Genomic DNA, 18248 nt, shown 5'->3' with positions numbered 1-18248 from the left:
CACGCCTTAAATGCCCCATGCAAGACGATATCCACTCCCCCGACGCCACGCCCCGCCTGTCCTTCACCGATGCGCAAGCCGCCGTCGCCCAACTGGAGGCGCTTTACGCCGAGGCGACGCGCTTCCTGTCCGAAGGCTTCGCCCGCGCGCTGAGCGAGGGCAAACCCGCCCACCGCATCCGCGCCTATTACCCCGAGATTCGCCTGACGGTGCAAAGCCATGACAAGGTCGACAGCCGCCTGTCCTTTGGCCATGTCAGCCATCCGGGTGTCTATTCCACCACGGTGACCAAGCCCGATCTCTTCCGCAACTACCTGACGCAGCAGCTTGACCTCTTGATCCGCAACCATGGCGTTCCGGTCGAGATCGGGGTCTCTGACACGCCCATGCCCCTGCATTTCGCCATGGCGGGGCAAACGGTGCCGCACCAGGGCGTGTTGGATTTCTCGCTGCGCGATGTCTTCGACGTGCCGGACCTGTCGACCACCAATGACGACATCGTCAACGGGACGCGGGTGCAGAACCCCGATGGCTCTTTGCCGCTGGCGCCCTTTACGGCGCAGCGCGTCGATTATTCGCTGGCGCGGCTGTCGCATTATACCGCCACCGATGCCAGCCATTTCCAGAACTATGTCCTCTTCACCAACTACCAGTTCTATGTCGAAGAGTTCGAGACCTTTGCCCGCGCCGCCCTGGCCGATCCCGCCCTGGGCTACACGGGCTTCGTGGCGGCCGGGAATGCGATGATCACCACGGCGGATGGCGTGCTGGAGCCCTCGTCCAAGACACCCCAGATGCCGACCTATCACCTGAAACGCGCCGATGGGAACGGGATCACCCTGGTCAACATCGGGGTGGGCCCGTCCAATGCCAAGACCGCGACCGACCATATCGCGGTCCTGCGCCCCCATGCCTGGCTGATGGTGGGGCACTGCGCAGGCCTGCGCAACAGCCAGAACCTGGGCGACTTCTGCCTGGCCCATGCTTACCTGCGCGAAGACCATGTCCTGGACGACGACCTGCCGGTCTGGGTGCCGATCCCGGCCCTGGCCGAGATCCAGATCGCGCTGCAAGAGGCCGTGGCCGAGGTGACGCAACTGGATGGCTATGAGCTGAAGCGCATCATGCGGACGGGGACGGTTGCGACCATCGACAACCGCAACTGGGAGCTGCGCGACCACTCCGGCCCCGTGCGGCGCCTGTCCCAGTCCCGCGCCATTGCGCTGGACATGGAATCGGCCACCATCGCCGCCAATGGCTTCCGCTTCAGGGTGCCTTACGGGACGCTCTTGTGCGTGTCGGACAAGCCCCTGCATGGCGAGTTGAAGCTGCCCGGCATGGCCTCGGACTTCTACAAGACCCAGGTCAGCCGCCACCTGCAAATCGGCATCCGCGCGATGGAGACCCTGCGGGAAATGCCGCTGGGCGAGATCCACAGCCGGAAATTGCGGAGTTTCGAGGAAACCGCCTTCCTCTGACGGCCGTTTTTGGCCGCCAAGGGTCAAAACCCCTTGCCATGCGAGCGAAAAACCTGTTCACGGAGCGGCAGGCCGTTTTCGGCACCCCTATCCGATAAAGATCATCCGAGGGACATGATGACCAAACCGATGACCAAGACCCAACTCGTGGCCGCCCTGGCCGATGCCATGGGCGCCGACAAGAAGACCGCTTCGGCGGCGCTGGATGCCATCTCCGAAGTCGTGGCGCGCGAAGTCGCCGCCGGCGGCGCCGTGACCCTGCCGGGCCTCGGCAAGGTCGTCTGCCGCGAGCGCCCCGCGCGCGAAGTGCGCAATCCTGCCACTGGCGAGATGGTGAAGAAAGAGGCCGACAAGCAGGTGAAGTTCACCATCGCCAAGGCGCTGAAGGACTCCGTCAACGCCTGAACCGGCGCTGATCGTGACCAAGGGCCGCCCCGTCAATGGGCGGCCCTTTTCGTTTGGCCAAGGCGCTGGAGGACAGGTCGGAGCCTCCGGCGGGGATATTTGGGCCAGTATGAAAGACGCAGATCGGCGATGGGTCGAAGCGTGAGGGCCTTTTCCCTTTCACATTGGCCCAAATATCCCGGAGGGGTCCGGGGAGGTAGCACCTCCCCGGTCTGTCCTGTCAGGCCGCGACGACCATCTGGGCATCTTCCGCCTTGGCCCGGGCCAGGGCGGGGCGGGCGGCGCAAGCCGCGACCCAGTCCTTGAAGGCGGGCTCGTCAGGCACGAACTGAGGGAAGAAGGCAAAGGCCGAGCCGCAGATCAGGTCGGCGGCGGAATAGGCCTCGCCGCAGAGCCAGGGGCCCTGGGCCAGGGCCTTTCGGATCCGGGCCTGGACCTCCGCCATGCCGCGGAAGTTGCGCCGCAGGCCGGGGTGGTCGATCCCCATGCCCGCCATCCACATCACGGGCTCCATCACGCCCTGGTACCAGAAGAGCCAGGTCAGGTAGGCGCCGCGCTCGGGGCTGCCGGGCTTGGGCGCCAGGCCGCTCTCGGGGAAAAGCGCGGTGAGATAGAGCATGATGGCGCCGCTTTCGGTGATCAGCGTGCCGTCATGGATCAGGGCCGGCACCTTGCCCTCGGGATGGGGATTGGCCGGGTCCGGCGTGCCCGAGCCGTCGCGGTAGATGATGCCCACCGGCTTGATCTCGATACGGTCTTCGATCCCCATCTCGTGGATCAGCTGCAGGATGCGGGTCGAGCGCGAGTTGGGCGCGTGGATAAGGGTCAGCATGTCGGTCTCCTTGGTTGCGATGGGGCTTTATCGCCGAGGGCTCCTGACATAACCTGTCAGCATGGCCCGCGCTGACCGCCTCCTTCGCCTCTTGTCTGCCATCCGCCGCCTGCCCCAGCCGGTGACGGCAGAGCGCCTTGCTGCCGAGACCGAGGTCTCTGCCCGGACATTGTATCGTGATATTGCCGCCCTGCGCGCCGGGGGCGCCCTGATCGATGGCGAGCCGGGCCTGGGTTACACCCTGACCGAAGACCCCGCCCTGCCGCCGCAGATGTTCACAAGGCTGGAAATCGAGGCCCTGGTCCTGGGCCTCGCCGAGGTGCGGCTTGCGGGCGATCCGGCCCTGGTCAAGGCGGCCGAGGCCGCGCAGTCCAAGATCATCGCCACCTTGCCCGAGCGCGTCCAGCGCCAGGCGCTGCACGCCGCCAGCCAGCTCTACCGCTTCGAACGCCGCCCGCCGGTGCCCGACTGCCTGCCGCTCTTGCGCGAGGCGATCTGGGAGGAGCGCGCGATTGCCGTGGCCTATACCGACCGCGAGGGGACCCAGAGCCAGCGCGTGCTCTGGCCCCTGTCCGTGGTCTTCCTGGACCGGACGCTGATGCTTTTGGCCTTTTGCACCCTGCGCCAGGACTTCCGCCGCTTTCGGCTGGAGGCGCTGGAGGGCGTCGTGATGACGCCCGACAGCTTCCGCCCCCGCCGGGTGGCGCTCTTGCGCGACTTCGTGGCGCAGTTGAAGGCCGGGCGCTGACCCCGGGGTTTACCCCGGGTCTACCCGATCCGCCCGCGCAAGCCCCCGGTCTGGGCGCGGTCCAAGAGAAGGTGATCGGCCAGGACCAAGGCCATCATCGCCTCGCCCACCGGGACGGCGCGGATGCCGACGCAGGGGTCATGACGGCCCTTGGTCACCAGGTCGATCTCGGCGCCGGTCTGGTCGATCGTCCGGCGCGGGGTCAGGATCGAGGAGGTCGGCTTGACCGCGAACCGGCAGACCACCGGCTGACCCGAGGAAATGCCCCCAAGGATCCCGCCCGCATGATTGCTCAGGAACTCGGGCCCATTCGGCCCCATGCGGATCTCGTCGGCGTTTTCCACCCCGGTGAGCCCAGCCGCAGCCATGCCGTCGCCGATCTCCACCGCCTTGACCGCGTTGATCGACATCATGGCCGAGGCCAGGTTAGAGTCCAGCTTGCCATACAAGGGCGCCCCGAGGCCCGGCGGAACGCCATGGGCCACGACCTCGATCACCGCGCCGACTGAGTTGTGCGACAGGCGCAGGCCGTCGAGATACTCCGCCCAGTCCGCCGCTGCCACCGGATCGGGGCACCAGAAGGGGTTGTCGCCCACGGTCGCAAGGTCAAGGCGGCTGCGGTCGATGCCCTTCACCCCCATCTGCACCATGTAACCCGTGATCGTCAGCCCCGGCAGCAGCGCCTTCAGCACCGCCCGCGCGACCCCTCCGGCCGCCACGCGGCTCGCCGTCTCGCGCGCAGAGCTCCGCCCGCCGCCGCGATAATCCCGCACCCCGTATTTCTGGTGATAGGTGATGTCGGCATGACCCGGCCGGAAGGCCTGGGCGATGGCCGAGTAATCCTTCGACCGCTGATCGGTATTCTCGATCATCAGCGAAATCGAGGTCCCCGTCGTCACGCCCTCGAACACGCCCGAGAGGATGCGCACTGCATCGGCCTCTTGCCGCTGGGTCGTGAACTTCGAGGTCCCCGGCTTGCGCTTGTCCAGCCAGGGCTGCAAGTCCGCCTCGGACAGGGCGATCCCCGGCGGGACACCATCGACCACGGCACCGATGGCCGGCCCATGGCTCTCGCCCCAGGTGGTGAATTTCAAGACATGACCAAAGCTGTTCAACGACATGGGGCGGGCCTCCTGCGGGGTCGGGTTTAGGCGAAAGCGCGGGGCAAGGGAAGCAGGGTTGACATTGGTCACAGCGAGGGTGAGCCTTCGGTGGCATTTCACGGAGGCCGAATGGCGGAAGTCCTCTACGACGACCAGACCTTCAAGGTCGTGCTCCACGAACATCCGGGGGCCCAGACCGTCGTCGTGGGTTTCCAGTATCGCCTCAGACCGGGGACCGAGCCTCCGCCCGGCGAGTTCCCGCCCCCTTTCATCCCGGCGTCGGTCGCCGAATCCGACATTCCGGCGCATGTCGTGTCCTTCCTCGTCAACCGCAACAACTGGTACCTGGGGCCTCAGGCCGAGGCAGCGGCCCAGACGATCCGCGCACGCTTTCCGACCGAGCGGCTGGTGACCTACGGCAGCAGCATGGGCGGCTATGCCGCCATCAACCTCGCCCCCCTGCTGCGGGCCGATTACGTTCTGGCCATCTCGGCGCAATCGACGCCCTTTCCGCCCTTTGCGGACATGATCGGCGACCGCCGCTATGTCATAGACCGCCCCGGCCTGTCGCAAGACCATGACCGCATCGCTTCGGGCATCTCGCAGAACCTGCGCGGGCTCTTGTTCTTCGACCCTTCCGACCGCCTGGACAGCCCCCATGCGGCGCGAATCGCGACCCTGACCAGCCTGACCCTGATCGGGGTGCCGGGGTCGGGCCATCCCAGCGGACCGCTGTTGAACAAGGTCTATCCGCTCAAGACCATCCTGCGCGAGGTCATAACCGGAGAGCCCGATCTGGCCGCGATCCGCAAGGTCATGCACGCCCTGGACCTGGCGGCCACTCCGACCGAGGGGGACTGGTTCCGCCCGATGCTGGACAAGGTGACGGCGCCGTCTTTCGATCTTGCCACGGTGGCGCCCGGACTGCTGTCCAGACTGGCCCGCGCATGCCTCGAAGAGCCCGAAGTGCTTGGCGAGGGGACGGAACGGCTGGAGCGGTTCATCGGGGTGGTCCTTGACCCGCGCATGGACTGGGGAGATGAAGTCCTGCGGCGCAGCGCCACGCTTCGCATGTGCTGCACCATGTTGATGCGGCGGGGTCAGCGCGCCCGTGCCCGGGCCCTGGCCGAAGAGCACCTGCCCCCCGACATGGCAGCGCCATTCCTGCGCAAGCCCTGACCCCCTTGCCTTCGACGCCCTTTCCCCTATGTTCAGTCTCACCTCGGGGTGGCCTTTCGGCCTGAGATGCAGCGATGCGGACCCGTTGAACCTGAACCGGATCATACCGGCGGAGGGAAGGTAAGGGCGCTGTCGTGCCCCTCCATTCCCGCCCGCTGCACGAATGGAGAGAATATGAAGATCCTTCCTGCACTGGCGTTCCTGGCCACCCCCGCCCTGGCGGAGGTGCCTGTCCTCAATGTCCTGACCTATGACAGCTTCACCGCCGAATGGGGCCCGGGCCCGGCCATCGCCAAGGGTTTCGAGGCCACTTGCGCTTGCAAAGTGAACTATATCGCGGCCGGAGACGGCGGCGCGATCCTGTCTCGGCTGAAGATGGAAGGCGCGGGGTCCGAGGCCGATGTGGCGCTGGGGCTCGACACTTCGCTGGTCGAGGCCGCCCGCGCGACGGGGCTTTTCGCACCCATCGCGGCCCAGCCGAACACCCTGCCCGTGCCCTTTGCGGACACCGAGTTCCAGCCCTATGACTGGGGCTGGTTCGCCTTCGTCCACCTGAAATCGCTGGAAAACCCGCCTGCGAATTTCAAGGCCCTTGCGGCCTCCGACCTGAAGATCGTGATCCAGGACCCGCGTTCCTCCACCCCCGGCCTTGGGCTGGTGATGTGGGTCAAGGCGGCCTATGGCGATGAGGCGGGTTCGGTCTGGAAGGACTTGGCCGACAATATCGTCACCGTGACGCCGGGTTGGGATGAGGCTTACGGGCTCTTCCTCAAGGGCGAGGCGGATATGGTGCTGAGCTACACGACCTCTCCGGCCTATCACCTGATCGCGGAAAACGACGACACCAAGACCGCCGCGCTCTTCGACGAGGGGCATTACATGCAGGTCGAGGTCGCGGGCAAGCTGAAGGCGGCCCCGAACCCCGAACTGGCCGATGCCTTCCTGGCCTATCTGGCGGGGACCGAAGCGCAATCGGTGATTCCGACGACGAACTGGATGTATCCGGCGCAATCCGCCCCCCTGCCCCAGGGCTTCGAGACCCTGATCCAGCCCGCCAAATCGCTGCTTCTCTCCCCCACCGAGGCCGAGGCGCTGCGGCAAAAGGCAATCGAAGAATGGCAAGCGGCGCTCGCGCAGTAAGCCTGGCGGTGGCAGGGCTTGTCGCGGCGCCCTTGGCCGCGCTGGCCCTGCAATCGGGCCTGACGCTCAGGGCGGCGGATGGTGCTGCCCTGCGTTTTACCGTGACCCAGGCGGCGCTTTCGGCGCTGATCTCTTGCGCCCTGGCTGTGCCCCTGGCCCGCGCGCTGATGCGGCGGCGCTTTCCGGGGCGCGGCCTCCTGCTGACCGCCCTTGGCGCGCCCTTTCTCTTGCCGACCGTGGTGGCCGTGCTGGGGATCATCACCGTCTACGGCCGCAGCGGTTGGTTCAGCACCGCCCAGGGCCAGCCCCTCCCGCTTTACGGGCTGACCGGGGTGCTTCTGGCCAATGTCTTCTTCAACCTCTCGCTCGCCACCCGCATCCTTTGCCAAGGCTGGCACCGCATCCCCTCCGAGCATCTGCGGCTGGCCGCCAGCCTGAACCTGCCGCCCTGGTCGCGCTTCCGGCATGTCGAGGCGCCGATGCTGCGCGCCTTCCTGCCCGGGGCGCTGCTGGCGGTCTTCCTGATCTGCCTGAACTCTTTCGTCATCGCCCTGACCTTGGGCGGAGGCCCCGGCGCCACGACGGTCGAGCTTGCGATCTACCAGGCCCTGCGCTTCGACTTTGACCCTGGCCATGCGGCGGCGCTGGCCATGGTGCAGGCAGGGCTGGCCTCGGTCGCGGTGCTGGTGGCAGCGCGCTTTGCCTTGCCGGAGCCCGGGGCGGGGCTGGACCTGCCCGCCCCGCCGCAAAGGCAGGGGCGGCTGGTCGATGGCCTGGTGATCGGCGCGGCCTCGGTCTTCCTGGCCCTGCCTTTGGCCGCCGTCCTGATCGAGGGCCTGCCCGCGCTGGCCTCCCTTCCGGCGCAGGTCTGGCCAGCGGCGGGGCGGTCGGTCGCCACCGCGCTTGCCTCGGCGGCGCTGGCGGTGCTGGCGGCGCTGCCCCTGTCGCTGGCGGCGGCACGGGGCAGTCGCTGGGCCGAGCTTTCGGCGATGTGGCCCATGGTGGCCTCGGGCCTGGTGCTGGGGACCGGCTGGTTCCTGATCCTGCGGCCCCTGGTGCGGCCCGAAGAGGTCGCGCTGCCCGTCACCATGCTGGCCAATGCCCTGATGGCGCTGCCTTTCGTCACGCGGATGCTCTTGCCCGAGGTGCGGCGGCTGCTTCTGGATTACGACCGCCTGGCCCGCGCCCTGGGTCTGCGGGGGCTCGCCCGGCTGCGCTACCTGACCCTGCCGCGCCTCTCGCGGCCCCTGGGCCTTGGCGCCGGGATCGCGGCGGCCTTGTCGATGGGCGACCTTGGAACCATCGCGCTTTTTGCCGACCAGACCCAGGCCACGCTGCCCCTTGTGATCCAGCGCCTGGCGGGCGCCTACCGGATGGAGGCCGCAGCGGGCGCGGCCCTGGTCCTTGTCACCCTCTCCTTCGCGCTTTTCGCGCTTTTCGACCTCGGAGGCCGCCATGGCGCCAAGTGACGGGCTGAGCTTCGACATGACGGTGACCCAAGGCGCCTTTCGCCTGCGGGCGGGGTTCAGCCTGCCCCGGGGGGCGCGGGTGGCGGTGCTGGGCGGATCGGGCGCGGGGAAGTCGACGCTCCTCATGGCGCTGGCGGGCTTCGTGCCGGCCATGGGGTCTATCCTCTGGCAGGGACAGGAGATCGGCGGGCTGGAGCCCGGGGAGCGGCCGGTGGCGATGCTCTTCCAGGATCAGAACCTCTTCCCCCATCTGACGCTGATGCAGAACCTTGGCCTGGCCTTGAACCCAAGGCTGCGGCTCGGCCCCGATCAGCGCGCCCGCATCAGCGCGGTCTTGGAGCGGCTGGGCCTGGGCGGGATGGAGACGCGGCGGCCGTCCGAGCTTTCGGGCGGCCAGCAGGGGCGGGCGGCGCTGGGGCGGGTCCTGTTGCAGAACCGCCCGATCCTGGCCCTGGACGAGCCCTTTTCCGCGCTTGGCCCCGCGCTGAAGGCCGACCTCCTGGCGCTGGTGGCGGAACTGGCAGCGGAGGCGGGCACGACGGTCCTGATGGTCACCCATGACCCCGAGGATGCCCGCCGCTTTGCCTCTCATGTGGTGCTGGTCCATGACGGGCTGGCCGATGCGCCGGTCGAGACCGGGGCGATCTTTGCCGACCCGCCCCCGGCCCTGCGCGCCTACCTGGGGTGAGGGGTGAGGCCCCGGGTCAAGCCCGGGGCAGCTTCGCGCCTGTGGGGGGCTTCGGCAAAACCGGTCCGCCGCCTCCTGCGGGCCTCGATCGCAACGGCCCCGCAAAAGCAAAGCGGCCCCGGGCTTGACCCGGGGCCTCCTTCTTTTGCGTCAAAGCCGCGTTCAGGCGTGCTTCTTCTTGCCCTTCACGCCGGACCAGATGCGCTTGTTGGTCAGATACAGCATGACCGACAACAGGCCCAGGATCAGCACGGCCTTCATGCCGCTTTCCTTGCGGACCATCATCCGGGGCTCCGAGGCCCACATCAGGAAGGCCGAAACGTCTTCGGACATCTGGTGCAGGCTGGCCTCGGTGCCGTCGGCATAGGTGACGGCGCCCTCGACCAGAGCCTCGTTCGGCATGGACATCCAGCCGCCCGGGAAGGCCTTGTTTTCGTAAAGCACCGTGCCGGCCTGTTCCTTGGTCTCGCCGGTGAAGCCGGTGAGCATGGAGTAGATATACTCCGGCCCGCCGACGCCGCGGAACAGCGGGTTGATCAACAGGCCATGGGGCCCCGAGAAGCCCTTGCGGGCCTTGGCCATGACCGACAGGTCAGGCGCGCCCGCCCCGGTGTTCTCGGGGAAGCGGTCGGCCGGGGTGGCCTCGCGCTCTTCCTTGGTCACCGGGTCGATGACGGTAAAGCCCTTGGCATAGGCCTTGACCATGTCTTCGGTCAGGCCCACGCCGCCCGGCTCGGAGAGCGAGCCGAAGCGCAGGAACTTCAGCCCGTGGCAGGCCGAGCAAACTTCGGTAAAGACCTGAAGGCCGCGTTGCAGCTGGTGTTCATCGAACTTGCCGAAGGGGCCTTCGAAGGAGAAGGCGATGTCTTCGATATGGCCGGCCTCGTTGGCCTGGACCGGACCGGTGGCCAGGACCAGGGCAGAAAGGGCGCCGATGGCGAATTTGCGGATCATCATCTTCCCTTTCATCACTCGGCAGGGTTGCCATAGTGGGACTTGAAGTCTTCCTCGATCGTGGCCGGGGCCAGCGTCGGCTTCTCCAGCACGCCCAGGAGCGGCAGGATCACCAGGAAGTAGGCGAACCAGTAGGTCGAGGCGATCAGGCCCACCCAGGAGGTGAAGGTGGTGGGCAACTGGCTGCCCGCCCAGGCCAGGACCACGAAGTCGATGCACAGAAGCGCGAACCAGGCCTTGAACATCGGACGATAGCGGCCCGAGCGCACCGAAGAGGTGTCCAGCCAGGGCGCAAGGCCCATGACCAGGATCGCAGCACCCATGGCCAGCACGCCGAAGAGCTTGGCGTCGACGATGCCGAAGGTCACGAACTCGACCAGTTGCACCGCCCAGACCGTGCTGTCGAAGGACCGCAGGATCGCATAGAAGGGCAGGAGATACCATTCCGGCACGATATGCGAGGGCGTCTTCATCGCGTCGGCCTGGATATAGTTGTCCGGCTCGCCCAGGAAGTTGGGCATGAAGCCCACGACCGCGAAGAACAGCGTCAGGATGACGGCCAGCGCGAAGAGGTCCTTGATCACGAAATAGGGCCAGAAGGGCAGCGTGTCGCGCTCGGCCTCTTCCTTCGAGGTGCGGCGCACTTCAACGCCGGTCGGGTTGTTGTTGCCCGTGGTGTGGAAGGCCCAGATGTGCAGACCCACGAGGCCCGCGATCACGAAGGGCAGGAGGTAGTGGAGCGAGAAGAAGCGGTTCAGCGTCGCATTGCCGACGGCGAAACCACCCAGAAGCCACTCTTGCAGCGAGGCGCCGACGCCCGGGATGGCCGTGAAGAGGCCGGTGATCACGGTCGCGCCCCAGAAGGACATCTGGCCCCAGGGCAGGACGTAGCCCATGAAGGCGGTCGCAACCATCAGGAAATAGATCACCATGCCGATGACCCAGGTCACCTCGCGCGGGGATTTGTAGCTGCCGTAATAGAGGCCGCGGAAGATGTGCATATAGACGGCGAAGAAGAACAGCGAGGCGCCGTTGGCATGCAGGTAGCGCAGCATCACGCCGCCGTTCACGTCGCGCATGATATGCTCGACCGAGGCGAAGGCCAGGTCGACATGGGGCGTGTAATGCATGGCCAGGACGATGCCGGTGACGATCTGCAAGGCAAGGCAGAAGGTCAGGACGATGCCCCAGATCCACATCCAGTTGAGGTTCTTGGGCGTCGGGATCATCAGCGTGTCATAAAGGACGCTGACGATGGGAAGACGCGAGTGAAGCCACTTTTCGAAGCCCGACTTCGGTTCGTAGTGGTCGTGCGGAATACCAGCCATTGTTCCCCCCTCAGCCCAGCTTGATCGTGGTTTCGTTCACGAAGGACGCGACCGGAACCTGAAGGTTGCGCGGCGCCGGTCCCTTGCGGATGCGGCCCGCCTGGTCGTAGTGCGACCCGTGGCAGGGGCAGAACCAGCCCCCGAAATCGCCCGCGCCATCGCCCAGCGGCACGCAGCCGAGGTGCGTGCAGACGCCCATCATCACCAGCCACTTGCCCTCGGGGTCCAGCGTCCGGTTCTCGTCGGTCGCCTGGGCCTCGGGGGTCAGGTTGTCGTTCTCGGCCTTGGTGTCCACCAGGTCGGCCAGGGGCGTCGCCCGGGCGGCGTCGATCTCGGCCTGGGAGCGGTAGCGGATGAAAACCGGCTTGCCGCGCCACAGCTCGGTGATCTGCGTGCCCTCGGTGAGGCCCGAGATATCGACCTCTCTCGAGGCCAGGGCCTGGACATCGGCCGAGGGGTTCATCTGGTTCACCAGCGGCCAGACCGCGGCACCCGCGGCGACGGCACCAGCTCCGGCGGTGGCGTAATACAGGAAATCCCTGCGGCTCCCTGCGTGATCGTCTGGTTGTGACACCGATGTTCTCCCTTCCGTGACCTTGACGGCCTTATGCCAAGAGAGGCCGCGTCAAACGCAGCCTTGCGCGCCGGGTTTTAGACAAGGAATGTCGCAAGGTCCAGCGGACAAAGGGTCATAGGCCCGGTTTCATGAAGATTTCCTCAAGCTGTGGCCTTGCGATGGCAAGGCGCGCCCCCATCTTTGGGGGTCTGCCCTGGCCTCAGGCCGGAAGCGTCGCCAGCATCGAGGGGCGGGCGGCGATTCCCTCGGCCCAGGCGGCCAGGCGGGGGCGGCGCGCGCGCCAGTCCCGCGGGCCATGGCGGAAGTCGAGGTAACCCAGCGCGCAGCCGAGCGCGATCTGGCCCATGGTCAAGGCGCCCTCGGGCGGCGCGGTCTCCAAAAGGTCCAACGCGCGGTCGATCTTGGCCGATTGCCCCTCGACCCAGGGGGCGAAGCGCAGCTCCTCGGGGCGCAGGCGGCCCTCGTAGACCATCAGGAGTGCGGCCTCGAGGATGCCATCGGCCAGGGCCTCTTGCGTCAGGATGGCCCAGGTGTCGGGCTGGTAAAGCCCCGCGCCCGCCTTGTCGTCGAGATAGCGGCAGATCACCCGGCTGTCGAAGATCGCCTGGCCCTCGTCGGTCAGCAGGGTCGGCACCTTGCCCAGGGGGTTTTGCGCGATGGGCGCCTGGCCCGGGTCCAGGGGCGTGCCCGAGCCCGGGATGCGTTCGACCTGCAGGCCGGTCTCCAGGATCAGGACCGAGACCTTGCGCACGAAGGGCGAGGTGGGGGAGTAGAAGAGCTTCATCCGGCTTTCTCCGTCAGGCGGGGGCGCGGTCATCCTGCACAAGGCGCGGCTCCGGGGGAAGCCCCAATGGCGGCGCCTCGGCCTGCCAGGTCGCGCGGACCAGGGGCAAGGCGGGCGCCATGGGCACGGGGGCCAGGCCGCGCGGCAGGAAGGGAATGCGCGGGCCAGCCTCGGTCACCAGCAGCGATTCCGCCCAGGCGCCATTGGCCCGGACCAGGGCATGGCAGGGCAGAAGCAGGTGGAAATAGCGCGCCCGCAGGCAGCCGGGCCTCTGGCTGACCCCCTCCAGCCCCAAGAGATGCCGCGCAGGCACCAGGGCGCGGGGCTCCAGCGGCGGCCAGGCGATGCGATGCTGGGGCGAGACGATGAGCTCGCAGGCGGGCAGGCCGGAGTCCAGGGCTCCGGGCGCGAGGCGGATGGGCTTCATCCGGTGCGGCCCGGGCCGAAAGCGCCAGGTCGCGCGGCACAGGTGCAACAGGGGCAAGAGCCCATGGTCGCGCGTCAGGACCAGGTCGCCGGGCGCAAGCTCTTGCACCGGGCGGGGGCCCCGGTCGGTGTCGATCTTCGTGCCGCCCAGGAAGCAGACCGGCCCGGCGCCAAAGACGAAATTGGCCGACGAGAGATGGATCGGCGCGGTCCAGCGGATCTGCGTGACCCCGCCATCGGGAAAGGTGATCAGCGTGCCGTAGGCGCCATCGTCGGACATCAGTGGCTGCAACTGGCTGAAACTGGTGATCCCGGGATAGTCGATGGCGATGAGGTCGCCGTCTCCGGGTGTATAGTCCTCGATCACCTCGACCCCGGCCCCTGCGCCCGTCACGAAGACATCGGCGCCCTGCCCGCCGTAAAGCCGGTCGTCGCCCGCCCCGCCCCCGACCGTGTCATTGTCCTCCTGGCCATAGATCAGGTCGTTGCCATCGCCCCCCAGCGCCAGGTCGTCGTTGGTGCCGCCGTAAAGCGTGTCGTCATCGGCCCCGCCGTAAAGGGAATCGTTCCCCGCCCCGGCAAAGACCAGGTCATTGCCCGCATCGGCCTGCAGGCTGTCGGCGCCCTCGTCGCCATAGAGCGTGTCCTCGCCAAGCCCGGCCTGGACGCGGTCATCGCCCAGGCCGGCGACGATGGAATCGTTGTCGGCCCCGCCGTCCAGGCTGTCGTCGCCAGCCTCGCCCATCAGCGTGTCGCTGCCATCGCCGCCGTAAAGGAGGTCGTTGCCCGCGCCGCCCCAAAGCGAATCCGACCCGGCCCCGGCCAGGACCGTGTCATTGCCGGCCAAGGCCGTCAGGGTATCGCTGCCCGAGGTGCCCGCCAGGCTGTCATCGCCCGCACCGCCATCAATCGTCGCCATGACCGCTCCGTTTCACCCGGCAAGATGCCGCAGGAGCCTTAAGCGGGGGTGAATGCGACCCGGGGGCGGGAAAACCAAAAGGCCGCCACGGTTTCCCGGGCGGCCCTTGGATGCTTTGCGCTGAAAACTCAGCCCTGACGGGCCTTGTAGCGCTTTTGCGTCTTGTTGATCACGTAAACGCGGCCTTTGCGGCGCACGATCTGGCAATCGCGGTGACGCGTCTTCAGCGAACGCAGCGAGTTGGCAACCTTCATGGTCCACTCCCCTTTTGTCGCGGCGCGTCGTCGCGCCAGTTGAAACCCTTGCCACCCGAGGATGACGGCGAAATGGTGGGCGGTACTGGGATCGAACCAGTGGCCACTACGATGTCAACGTAGTGCTCTACCGCTGAGCTAACCGCCCACTCTTCGGTGATTCTGCCCCGTTTCGTTGCCGATCCGGCGGCTGAACCGCGAATGTGGGGTGGCTATAAAGAGAGTCGCGGGGGTGTTCAAGGGCTTTCTCCACACCAGATTTAAGGCTTATGGTGAAAAACATGGACGGCATGCGCGAACATATCCTCGAGGGTGAGGCTTTCAGGCTAATCAGCCCGCACAAGACCACCACGAGCGTGGTCTTTTCCTCGCCCCATTCCGGGCGCGACTACCCCCAGGATTTCTTGGCCGCCAGCGTGCTCTCGCCCCTGCACCTGCGCTCCTCCGAGGATGCCTATGTCGACCGGCTCTTCGCCCGCGCGCCCTTGATGGGGGCGCCGCTGATTCTCGCCCGGGCCCCGCGGGCCTATATCGACCTGAACCGGGGGGCAGACGAGTTGGACCCCGCCGTGATCGAGGGCGTCTCGCGCCCGGCGCACAATCCGCGAATCTCCTCGGGCCTGGGCGTGATTCCCCGCGTCGTCGCCGGGGGCCGCGCGATCTATGCGGGCAAGCTGCCGCTCGCCCAGGCCCGCGACCGCATCGCGCGCCATTGGCATCCCTGGCACGACCAGTTGCGCGGCCTCCTGGCGCAGACCCACCGCCGCTTCGGCGAGGCGATCCTCCTCGACTGCCACTCCATGCCGCACGAGGCCATCGAAAGCCATGCCCGCCCCGGCCAGCCCCTGCCCGAGGTCGTGCTGGGCGACCGCTTCGGCGCCGCCGCCGACCGGGGCCTCGTCGACCAGATCGAGGAAATCTTCCGCTCCGAAGGCTTCCGCACCGCCCGCAACTCGCCCTTCGCCGGAGCCTATATCGCCCAGACCTATGGCCACCCGGTCAGCCGCAAACATGTCGTGCAGATCGAGATCGACCGCTCGCTCTACCTGGACGAACGCCGGGTCGAACCCCTGCCCGCCTTCTCGGCCTTTTGCCTGCGCATGGCGCGGGTCACGGAAAAGTTGGTCCAGATCGGCGCGGAACGTGTCAGTCTGGCGGCAGAGTGACCCCGGCCGACATAAAGGCCCTGCACTGCCGTTCGCATGACCACAGTTGCGCGGCCCTTGCGGATGAATTGCCCGCAAGGCTTGCGTCAAATCAAGGAAATGCCCTTTGACCCTAGCCATGCTCTGACAATGCCCCACAGGTACCGCATCCAACCCGAACGCGAACTGGCCACCTTCCTGTTCAATGGGAAGCTGACGGTTGCCGAGGGGGCGGAGCTTTTTCTCGACTATGTCCGCGCCGCCGATTTCAACCCGCAGCACGTGATGCTGTGCGATGCGCGGGGGGTGACCGAGATCGAGGCCTCTTTCCTGTCGATCTTCACCAAGGTCGCGCGCCTGGCGCCAGAGCTGTCCCGGTTCCGCCATCCCGTGGTTTCGGTCGTCCTGGTCAGCAACCAGACCGTCTTTGGCTATGTGCGGATGCTGGAGCAGATCCTGGACATGACCACGGTGATCAAGATGCGCCCGGTCTGGACCGAGGAAGAGGCCCTGGCGCTTGCCGGCCGGACCGAGCTGAGTTTCGCATCGCTCTTCGCAACCTAGCCCCAGGCCTGCCACAGAAGCCGCAAGGCCATGCCGGTCGAGGTGGCGACCAGGAGCGGCTTGATCAGCCGGGCCCCGATGCGCAGCGCCAGGCGGCTGCCCAGGGTGGCCCCCGCGACCTGCGCCAGGGCCATCCCCAGCCCCAGGGCCCAGAACATGTGGCCCTGCAATGCAAAGACCGCAAAGCTCCCGATGTTCGAGGCGAAGTTCAGCATCTTGGTCTCGGCCGTGGCCTTCAGCACGCCCGAGCCCAGCAAAAGCACGATGGCCAGCATGAAGAAAGACCCGGTGCCGGGGCCGAAGAAGCCGTCATATCCGGCGATGACCGGCACGATGGTTGCGGTGAACAGCGGCACCGACATCCGGCGCGGGCGCGGCTGGTCGGTCAGGCCGGGCTTCAGCGCGAAGAAAAGGGCGATGGCGATGAGGATGGGCGGCATGATCAGCCGCAGGATCTCGGCCGACAGATGCGAGGCGGCAAGCGAGCCGAGCGCCCCCGCCACCAGGCTGACGGCGGCCATGGGGAGCTGGTCGCGCGGGGTGACCTGGCCTGCGTGGACATAATTGGCGAGTGCCGTGCCCGCGCCTGCCATGCCCTGCAGCTTGTTGGTGGCCAGCGCGTTCACCGGGGGCACCCCCGCCAGAAGCAGCGCCGGGACCGACAGAAGCCCGCCTCCGCCCGCGATGGAATCGATGAACCCCGCAAGGAAGGCCACCGCGATCAGGATCAGGGCGAGGTGGGTTGCGATCTCAAACAAGGGAGAGTTTCCGGTGAACCCGGCCGACGACCCTGCCGTCCTTCAGCGCGAAATCGGGGTCCTGCGCAAAGTCCCTGAACCCCATCTTGGCGTAAAAGGCCAGGCCCGGCACATTGTCGGCCCGGATCGAGGCGATGATCTCGGGGATGCCTGCCGCCCGGGCCTGGGCCAGGGTGCGGGCAAACATGGCAGCGCCGACGCCCCTGGCCTGGATGCCGGGGCGCACGAAAGAGCCGATGTGGAAACCGCCCTCCCAGTGCTCGATGGACTGCCAGCCGATGACCCGGCCCCCCTCGCAGGCCAGGACCGAGGTCCGCACGCCTGGCCCGTCGATATAGCCCTGCCGGACCTGGTCAGGCGTCTTGGGCTCTTGATGCGCCGTGGTGCCGCCGATCGCGATGATGGCGTTCAAGAGCTCCGCCATCTCGGCGGCGTCAGCGGGGGAGGTGTCGCGGATTTCCATGCGCCTTCATCCCAAGGGGCGCGCGGAATGTCGAGGGGGGCAAACCCGCCGCTGCAAACCTGCCGCTCTGGTTGCGCTGCGTAGCCCGGGGTATACCCCGGGCCTTGATCATGCGACGAACTCTTCACGGGCATAGCCCTGCAAATACAAGAGCGCCGTCAGGTCGCCGTGGTTCACCCGCACCTCGCATTGCGCGGCGACCGAGGGCTTGGCGTGCAAGGCCACGCCCATCCCCGCCCGGTTCAACATGGCCAGGTCATTGGCGCCATCGCCCACTGCCAGGGCCTCGGCGGGCGTAAAGCCCAGCCGCGCGGTGATCTCGTTCAGCGCGTCCAGCTTGGCCTGTTTGCCGAGGATCGGGTCGGCAACCTCGCCCGACAGGACATCACCCGCCGTCAAGAGCGTATTGGCGCGGTTCTCATCGAACCCCAGAACCGCCGCGATCCGCGCGGTAAAGGCAGTGAAGCCGCCCGAAACCAGCGCTGCATAGGCTCCATTCGCCTTCATCGTCGCCAGAAGCACCTTTCCCCCGGGCATCAGGGTGATCCGGTCGCGCAAGACCCCTTCGATCACCGAGACCTTCAGACCGCGCAGCAGGCCAACCCGCTCCCGCAAGGCCGCCTCGAAATCCAGCTCGCCATTCATCGCCCTCTTGGTGATATCGGCCACATAAGCCCCCACCCCCGCCTCATCGGCCAATTCGTCGATGCATTCCTGCTGGATCATGGTCGAATCCATATCCGCGATCAGCAGCCGCTTCTTGCGCCCTTCGGTCTTTTGGCAAGCGAGGTCGATCCCCATGGACTGGAAGGAGGCCCAGACCTCCCACAAATTCGCCGGGCTGTGGTCCAGCGTGAACTCCGCCGCCACCCCGGGATCGAGCCAGATCGCCTGCCCCCCGCCCCAGGCATTGCGCAGGGATTCGACGGCCACACGGTCCAGGATCGGGCGGTCGGGCGCGGTCAGAAGCGAGACGGTGAACATGGGCGTTTTGGCTCCACAGGTTTCCGATAGTGGAAAAGCGCGTCGCTTTT

General features: G+C 67.1%; 20 protein-coding genes, 1 tRNA gene and 1 riboswitch. Of the genes, 9 read left to right on the top strand and 12 right to left on the bottom strand.

The window, feature by feature from the left end:
* The first annotated feature begins 17 nt into the window (after positions 1-17).
* On the top strand, positions 18-1478 hold the full coding sequence (locus GV832_RS03110; RefSeq protein WP_168773355.1) for an AMP nucleosidase: 1461 nt from the start codon (positions 18-20) through the stop codon (positions 1476-1478).
* A gap of 117 nt (positions 1479-1595) precedes the next feature.
* On the top strand, positions 1596-1883 hold the full coding sequence (locus GV832_RS03105) for an HU family DNA-binding protein (RefSeq protein WP_168773471.1): 288 nt from the start codon (positions 1596-1598) through the stop codon (positions 1881-1883).
* Between the two features lie 220 nt (positions 1884-2103).
* On the opposite strand, the gene GV832_RS03100 is transcribed toward GV832_RS03105, so the two are convergent.
* Positions 2104-2715, bottom strand: a complete 612-nt coding sequence (locus tag GV832_RS03100) for a glutathione S-transferase family protein (protein ID WP_168773354.1) — start codon at positions 2713-2715, stop codon at positions 2104-2106.
* A 61-nt stretch (positions 2716-2776) separates the two neighbouring features.
* On the opposite strand from GV832_RS03100, the gene GV832_RS03095 reads away from it, so the two are divergent.
* Complete coding sequence (locus GV832_RS03095; protein ID WP_168773353.1) at positions 2777-3463, top strand: helix-turn-helix transcriptional regulator; 687 nt, start codon at positions 2777-2779, stop codon at positions 3461-3463.
* A 20-nt stretch (positions 3464-3483) separates the two neighbouring features.
* Here the strand turns inward: GV832_RS03095 and aroC are convergent, their stop codons facing one another.
* Positions 3484-4584: a chorismate synthase gene (gene aroC / locus GV832_RS03090; protein ID WP_168773352.1), complete on the bottom strand. Its 1101-nt coding sequence runs from the start codon at positions 4582-4584 to the stop codon at positions 3484-3486.
* Between the two features lie 111 nt (positions 4585-4695).
* Between aroC and GV832_RS03085 the strand changes: the two genes are divergently transcribed.
* From GV832_RS03085 to GV832_RS03070, 4 genes are all read left to right on the top strand, one after another.
* The gene (locus GV832_RS03085) at positions 4696-5745 is read left to right on the top strand and encodes a hypothetical protein (protein WP_168773351.1); all 1050 of its coding nucleotides are present in this window, start codon (positions 4696-4698) and stop codon (positions 5743-5745) included.
* A 34-nt stretch (positions 5746-5779) separates the two neighbouring features.
* A riboswitch (TPP riboswitch) is annotated at positions 5780-5880 on the top strand.
* 39 nt (positions 5881-5919) lie between these two features.
* Entirely contained in the window at positions 5920-6885 is a 966-nt protein-coding gene (gene thiB / locus GV832_RS03080) for a thiamine ABC transporter substrate binding subunit (RefSeq protein WP_168773350.1), read from the top strand.
* Positions 6861-8354: an ABC transporter permease subunit gene (locus tag GV832_RS03075; protein ID WP_168773349.1), complete on the top strand. Its 1494-nt coding sequence runs from the start codon at positions 6861-6863 to the stop codon at positions 8352-8354. The genes thiB and GV832_RS03075 overlap by 25 nt, the downstream gene beginning before the upstream one ends.
* Positions 8341-9042: a thiamine ABC transporter ATP-binding protein gene (locus GV832_RS03070; protein WP_168773348.1), complete on the top strand. Its 702-nt coding sequence runs from the start codon at positions 8341-8343 to the stop codon at positions 9040-9042. The genes GV832_RS03075 and GV832_RS03070 overlap by 14 nt, the downstream gene beginning before the upstream one ends.
* A gap of 162 nt (positions 9043-9204) precedes the next feature.
* On the opposite strand, the gene GV832_RS03065 is transcribed toward GV832_RS03070, so the two are convergent.
* From GV832_RS03065 to GV832_RS03035, 7 genes are all read right to left on the bottom strand, one after another.
* A complete protein-coding gene (locus tag GV832_RS03065; RefSeq protein WP_168773470.1) occupies positions 9205-9996 on the bottom strand; it encodes a cytochrome c1 in 792 nt (263 codons plus the stop codon).
* Positions 9997-10010: 14 nt separating this feature from the next.
* Positions 10011-11324 carry a cytochrome b gene (locus GV832_RS03060; RefSeq protein WP_168773347.1) on the bottom strand — a complete coding sequence of 438 codons (1314 nt, stop codon included), beginning with the start codon at positions 11322-11324 and terminating at the stop codon, positions 10011-10013.
* 10 nt (positions 11325-11334) lie between these two features.
* Positions 11335-11898, bottom strand: coding sequence for a ubiquinol-cytochrome c reductase iron-sulfur subunit (petA, locus tag GV832_RS03055; protein ID WP_168773346.1), 564 nt, complete (start codon positions 11896-11898; stop codon positions 11335-11337).
* Between the two features lie 202 nt (positions 11899-12100).
* A complete protein-coding gene (locus GV832_RS03050; protein WP_168773345.1) occupies positions 12101-12685 on the bottom strand; it encodes a glutathione S-transferase in 585 nt (194 codons plus the stop codon).
* A 13-nt stretch (positions 12686-12698) separates the two neighbouring features.
* Positions 12699-14030 carry a Hint domain-containing protein gene (locus tag GV832_RS03045; RefSeq protein ID WP_168773344.1) on the bottom strand — a complete coding sequence of 444 codons (1332 nt, stop codon included), beginning with the start codon at positions 14028-14030 and terminating at the stop codon, positions 12699-12701.
* A gap of 128 nt (positions 14031-14158) precedes the next feature.
* The gene (gene ykgO, locus GV832_RS03040; protein WP_100196728.1) at positions 14159-14284 is read right to left on the bottom strand and encodes a type B 50S ribosomal protein L36; all 126 of its coding nucleotides are present in this window, start codon (positions 14282-14284) and stop codon (positions 14159-14161) included.
* A gap of 73 nt (positions 14285-14357) precedes the next feature.
* Positions 14358-14432, bottom strand: a tRNA-Val gene (locus tag GV832_RS03035).
* A gap of 133 nt (positions 14433-14565) precedes the next feature.
* On the opposite strand from GV832_RS03035, the gene GV832_RS03030 reads away from it, so the two are divergent.
* A complete protein-coding gene (locus GV832_RS03030) occupies positions 14566-15450 on the top strand; it encodes an N-formylglutamate amidohydrolase (RefSeq protein WP_435531739.1) in 885 nt (294 codons plus the stop codon).
* A 129-nt stretch (positions 15451-15579) separates the two neighbouring features.
* Complete coding sequence (locus tag GV832_RS03025; RefSeq protein WP_168773343.1) at positions 15580-15993, top strand: hypothetical protein; 414 nt, start codon at positions 15580-15582, stop codon at positions 15991-15993.
* On the opposite strand, the gene GV832_RS03020 is transcribed toward GV832_RS03025, so the two are convergent.
* The 3 genes from GV832_RS03020 to serB all read right to left on the bottom strand — a co-directional run bounded on the left by GV832_RS03020 (position 15990) and on the right by serB (position 18198).
* Positions 15990-16751 carry a TSUP family transporter gene (locus tag GV832_RS03020; protein WP_168773342.1) on the bottom strand — a complete coding sequence of 254 codons (762 nt, stop codon included), beginning with the start codon at positions 16749-16751 and terminating at the stop codon, positions 15990-15992. The two genes, GV832_RS03025 and GV832_RS03020, sit on opposite strands and share 4 nt — an antisense overlap.
* Positions 16744-17214 carry a GNAT family N-acetyltransferase gene (locus GV832_RS03015; protein ID WP_168773341.1) on the bottom strand — a complete coding sequence of 157 codons (471 nt, stop codon included), beginning with the start codon at positions 17212-17214 and terminating at the stop codon, positions 16744-16746. Before GV832_RS03015 ends, GV832_RS03020 begins: the two co-directional genes overlap by 8 nt.
* Positions 17215-17322: 108 nt before the next feature.
* The gene (gene serB, locus GV832_RS03010; RefSeq protein ID WP_168773340.1) at positions 17323-18198 is read right to left on the bottom strand and encodes a phosphoserine phosphatase SerB; all 876 of its coding nucleotides are present in this window, start codon (positions 18196-18198) and stop codon (positions 17323-17325) included.
* Positions 18199-18248: the final 50 nt, after the last annotated feature.

It is taken from the genome of Stagnihabitans tardus (genome assembly GCF_009925085.1).
In the GTDB taxonomy this organism is placed as follows: Bacteria; Pseudomonadota; Alphaproteobacteria; order Rhodobacterales; family Rhodobacteraceae; genus Stagnihabitans; species Stagnihabitans tardus.
This window is presented reverse-complemented; position numbering and strand designations above follow the sequence as displayed.

Excerpts from the sequence above, each read along its gene's own strand:
- GV832_RS03045 (WP_168773344.1), bottom strand. The coding sequence starts at position 14,030 with ATGGCGACGATTGATGGCGGTGCGGGCGATGACAGCCTGGCGGGCACC.
- GV832_RS03110 (WP_168773355.1), top strand. The coding sequence starts at position 18 with ATGCAAGACGATATCCACTCCCCCGACGCCACGCCCCGCCTGTCCTTC.
- GV832_RS03070 (WP_168773348.1), top strand. The coding sequence starts at position 8,341 with ATGGCGCCAAGTGACGGGCTGAGCTTCGACATGACGGTGACCCAAGGC.
- thiB (WP_168773350.1), top strand. The coding sequence starts at position 5,920 with ATGAAGATCCTTCCTGCACTGGCGTTCCTGGCCACCCCCGCCCTGGCG.
- GV832_RS03075 (WP_168773349.1), top strand. The coding sequence starts at position 6,861 with ATGGCAAGCGGCGCTCGCGCAGTAAGCCTGGCGGTGGCAGGGCTTGTC.
- GV832_RS03015 (WP_168773341.1), bottom strand. The coding sequence starts at position 17,214 with ATGGAAATCCGCGACACCTCCCCCGCTGACGCCGCCGAGATGGCGGAG.
- serB (WP_168773340.1), bottom strand. The coding sequence starts at position 18,198 with ATGTTCACCGTCTCGCTTCTGACCGCGCCCGACCGCCCGATCCTGGAC.
- GV832_RS03085 (WP_168773351.1), top strand. The coding sequence starts at position 4,696 with ATGGCGGAAGTCCTCTACGACGACCAGACCTTCAAGGTCGTGCTCCAC.
- GV832_RS03060 (WP_168773347.1), bottom strand. The coding sequence starts at position 11,324 with ATGGCTGGTATTCCGCACGACCACTACGAACCGAAGTCGGGCTTCGAA.
- aroC (WP_168773352.1), bottom strand. The coding sequence starts at position 4,584 with ATGTCGTTGAACAGCTTTGGTCATGTCTTGAAATTCACCACCTGGGGC.
- ykgO (WP_100196728.1), bottom strand. The coding sequence starts at position 14,284 with ATGAAGGTTGCCAACTCGCTGCGTTCGCTGAAGACGCGTCACCGCGAT.
- GV832_RS03100 (WP_168773354.1), bottom strand. The coding sequence starts at position 2,715 with ATGCTGACCCTTATCCACGCGCCCAACTCGCGCTCGACCCGCATCCTG.
- GV832_RS03065 (WP_168773470.1), bottom strand. The coding sequence starts at position 9,996 with ATGATCCGCAAATTCGCCATCGGCGCCCTTTCTGCCCTGGTCCTGGCC.
- GV832_RS03025 (WP_168773343.1), top strand. The coding sequence starts at position 15,580 with ATGCCCCACAGGTACCGCATCCAACCCGAACGCGAACTGGCCACCTTC.
- GV832_RS03095 (WP_168773353.1), top strand. The coding sequence starts at position 2,777 with ATGGCCCGCGCTGACCGCCTCCTTCGCCTCTTGTCTGCCATCCGCCGC.
- GV832_RS03050 (WP_168773345.1), bottom strand. The coding sequence starts at position 12,685 with ATGAAGCTCTTCTACTCCCCCACCTCGCCCTTCGTGCGCAAGGTCTCG.
- GV832_RS03030 (WP_435531739.1), top strand. The coding sequence starts at position 14,566 with ATGGACGGCATGCGCGAACATATCCTCGAGGGTGAGGCTTTCAGGCTA.
- GV832_RS03105 (WP_168773471.1), top strand. The coding sequence starts at position 1,596 with ATGACCAAACCGATGACCAAGACCCAACTCGTGGCCGCCCTGGCCGAT.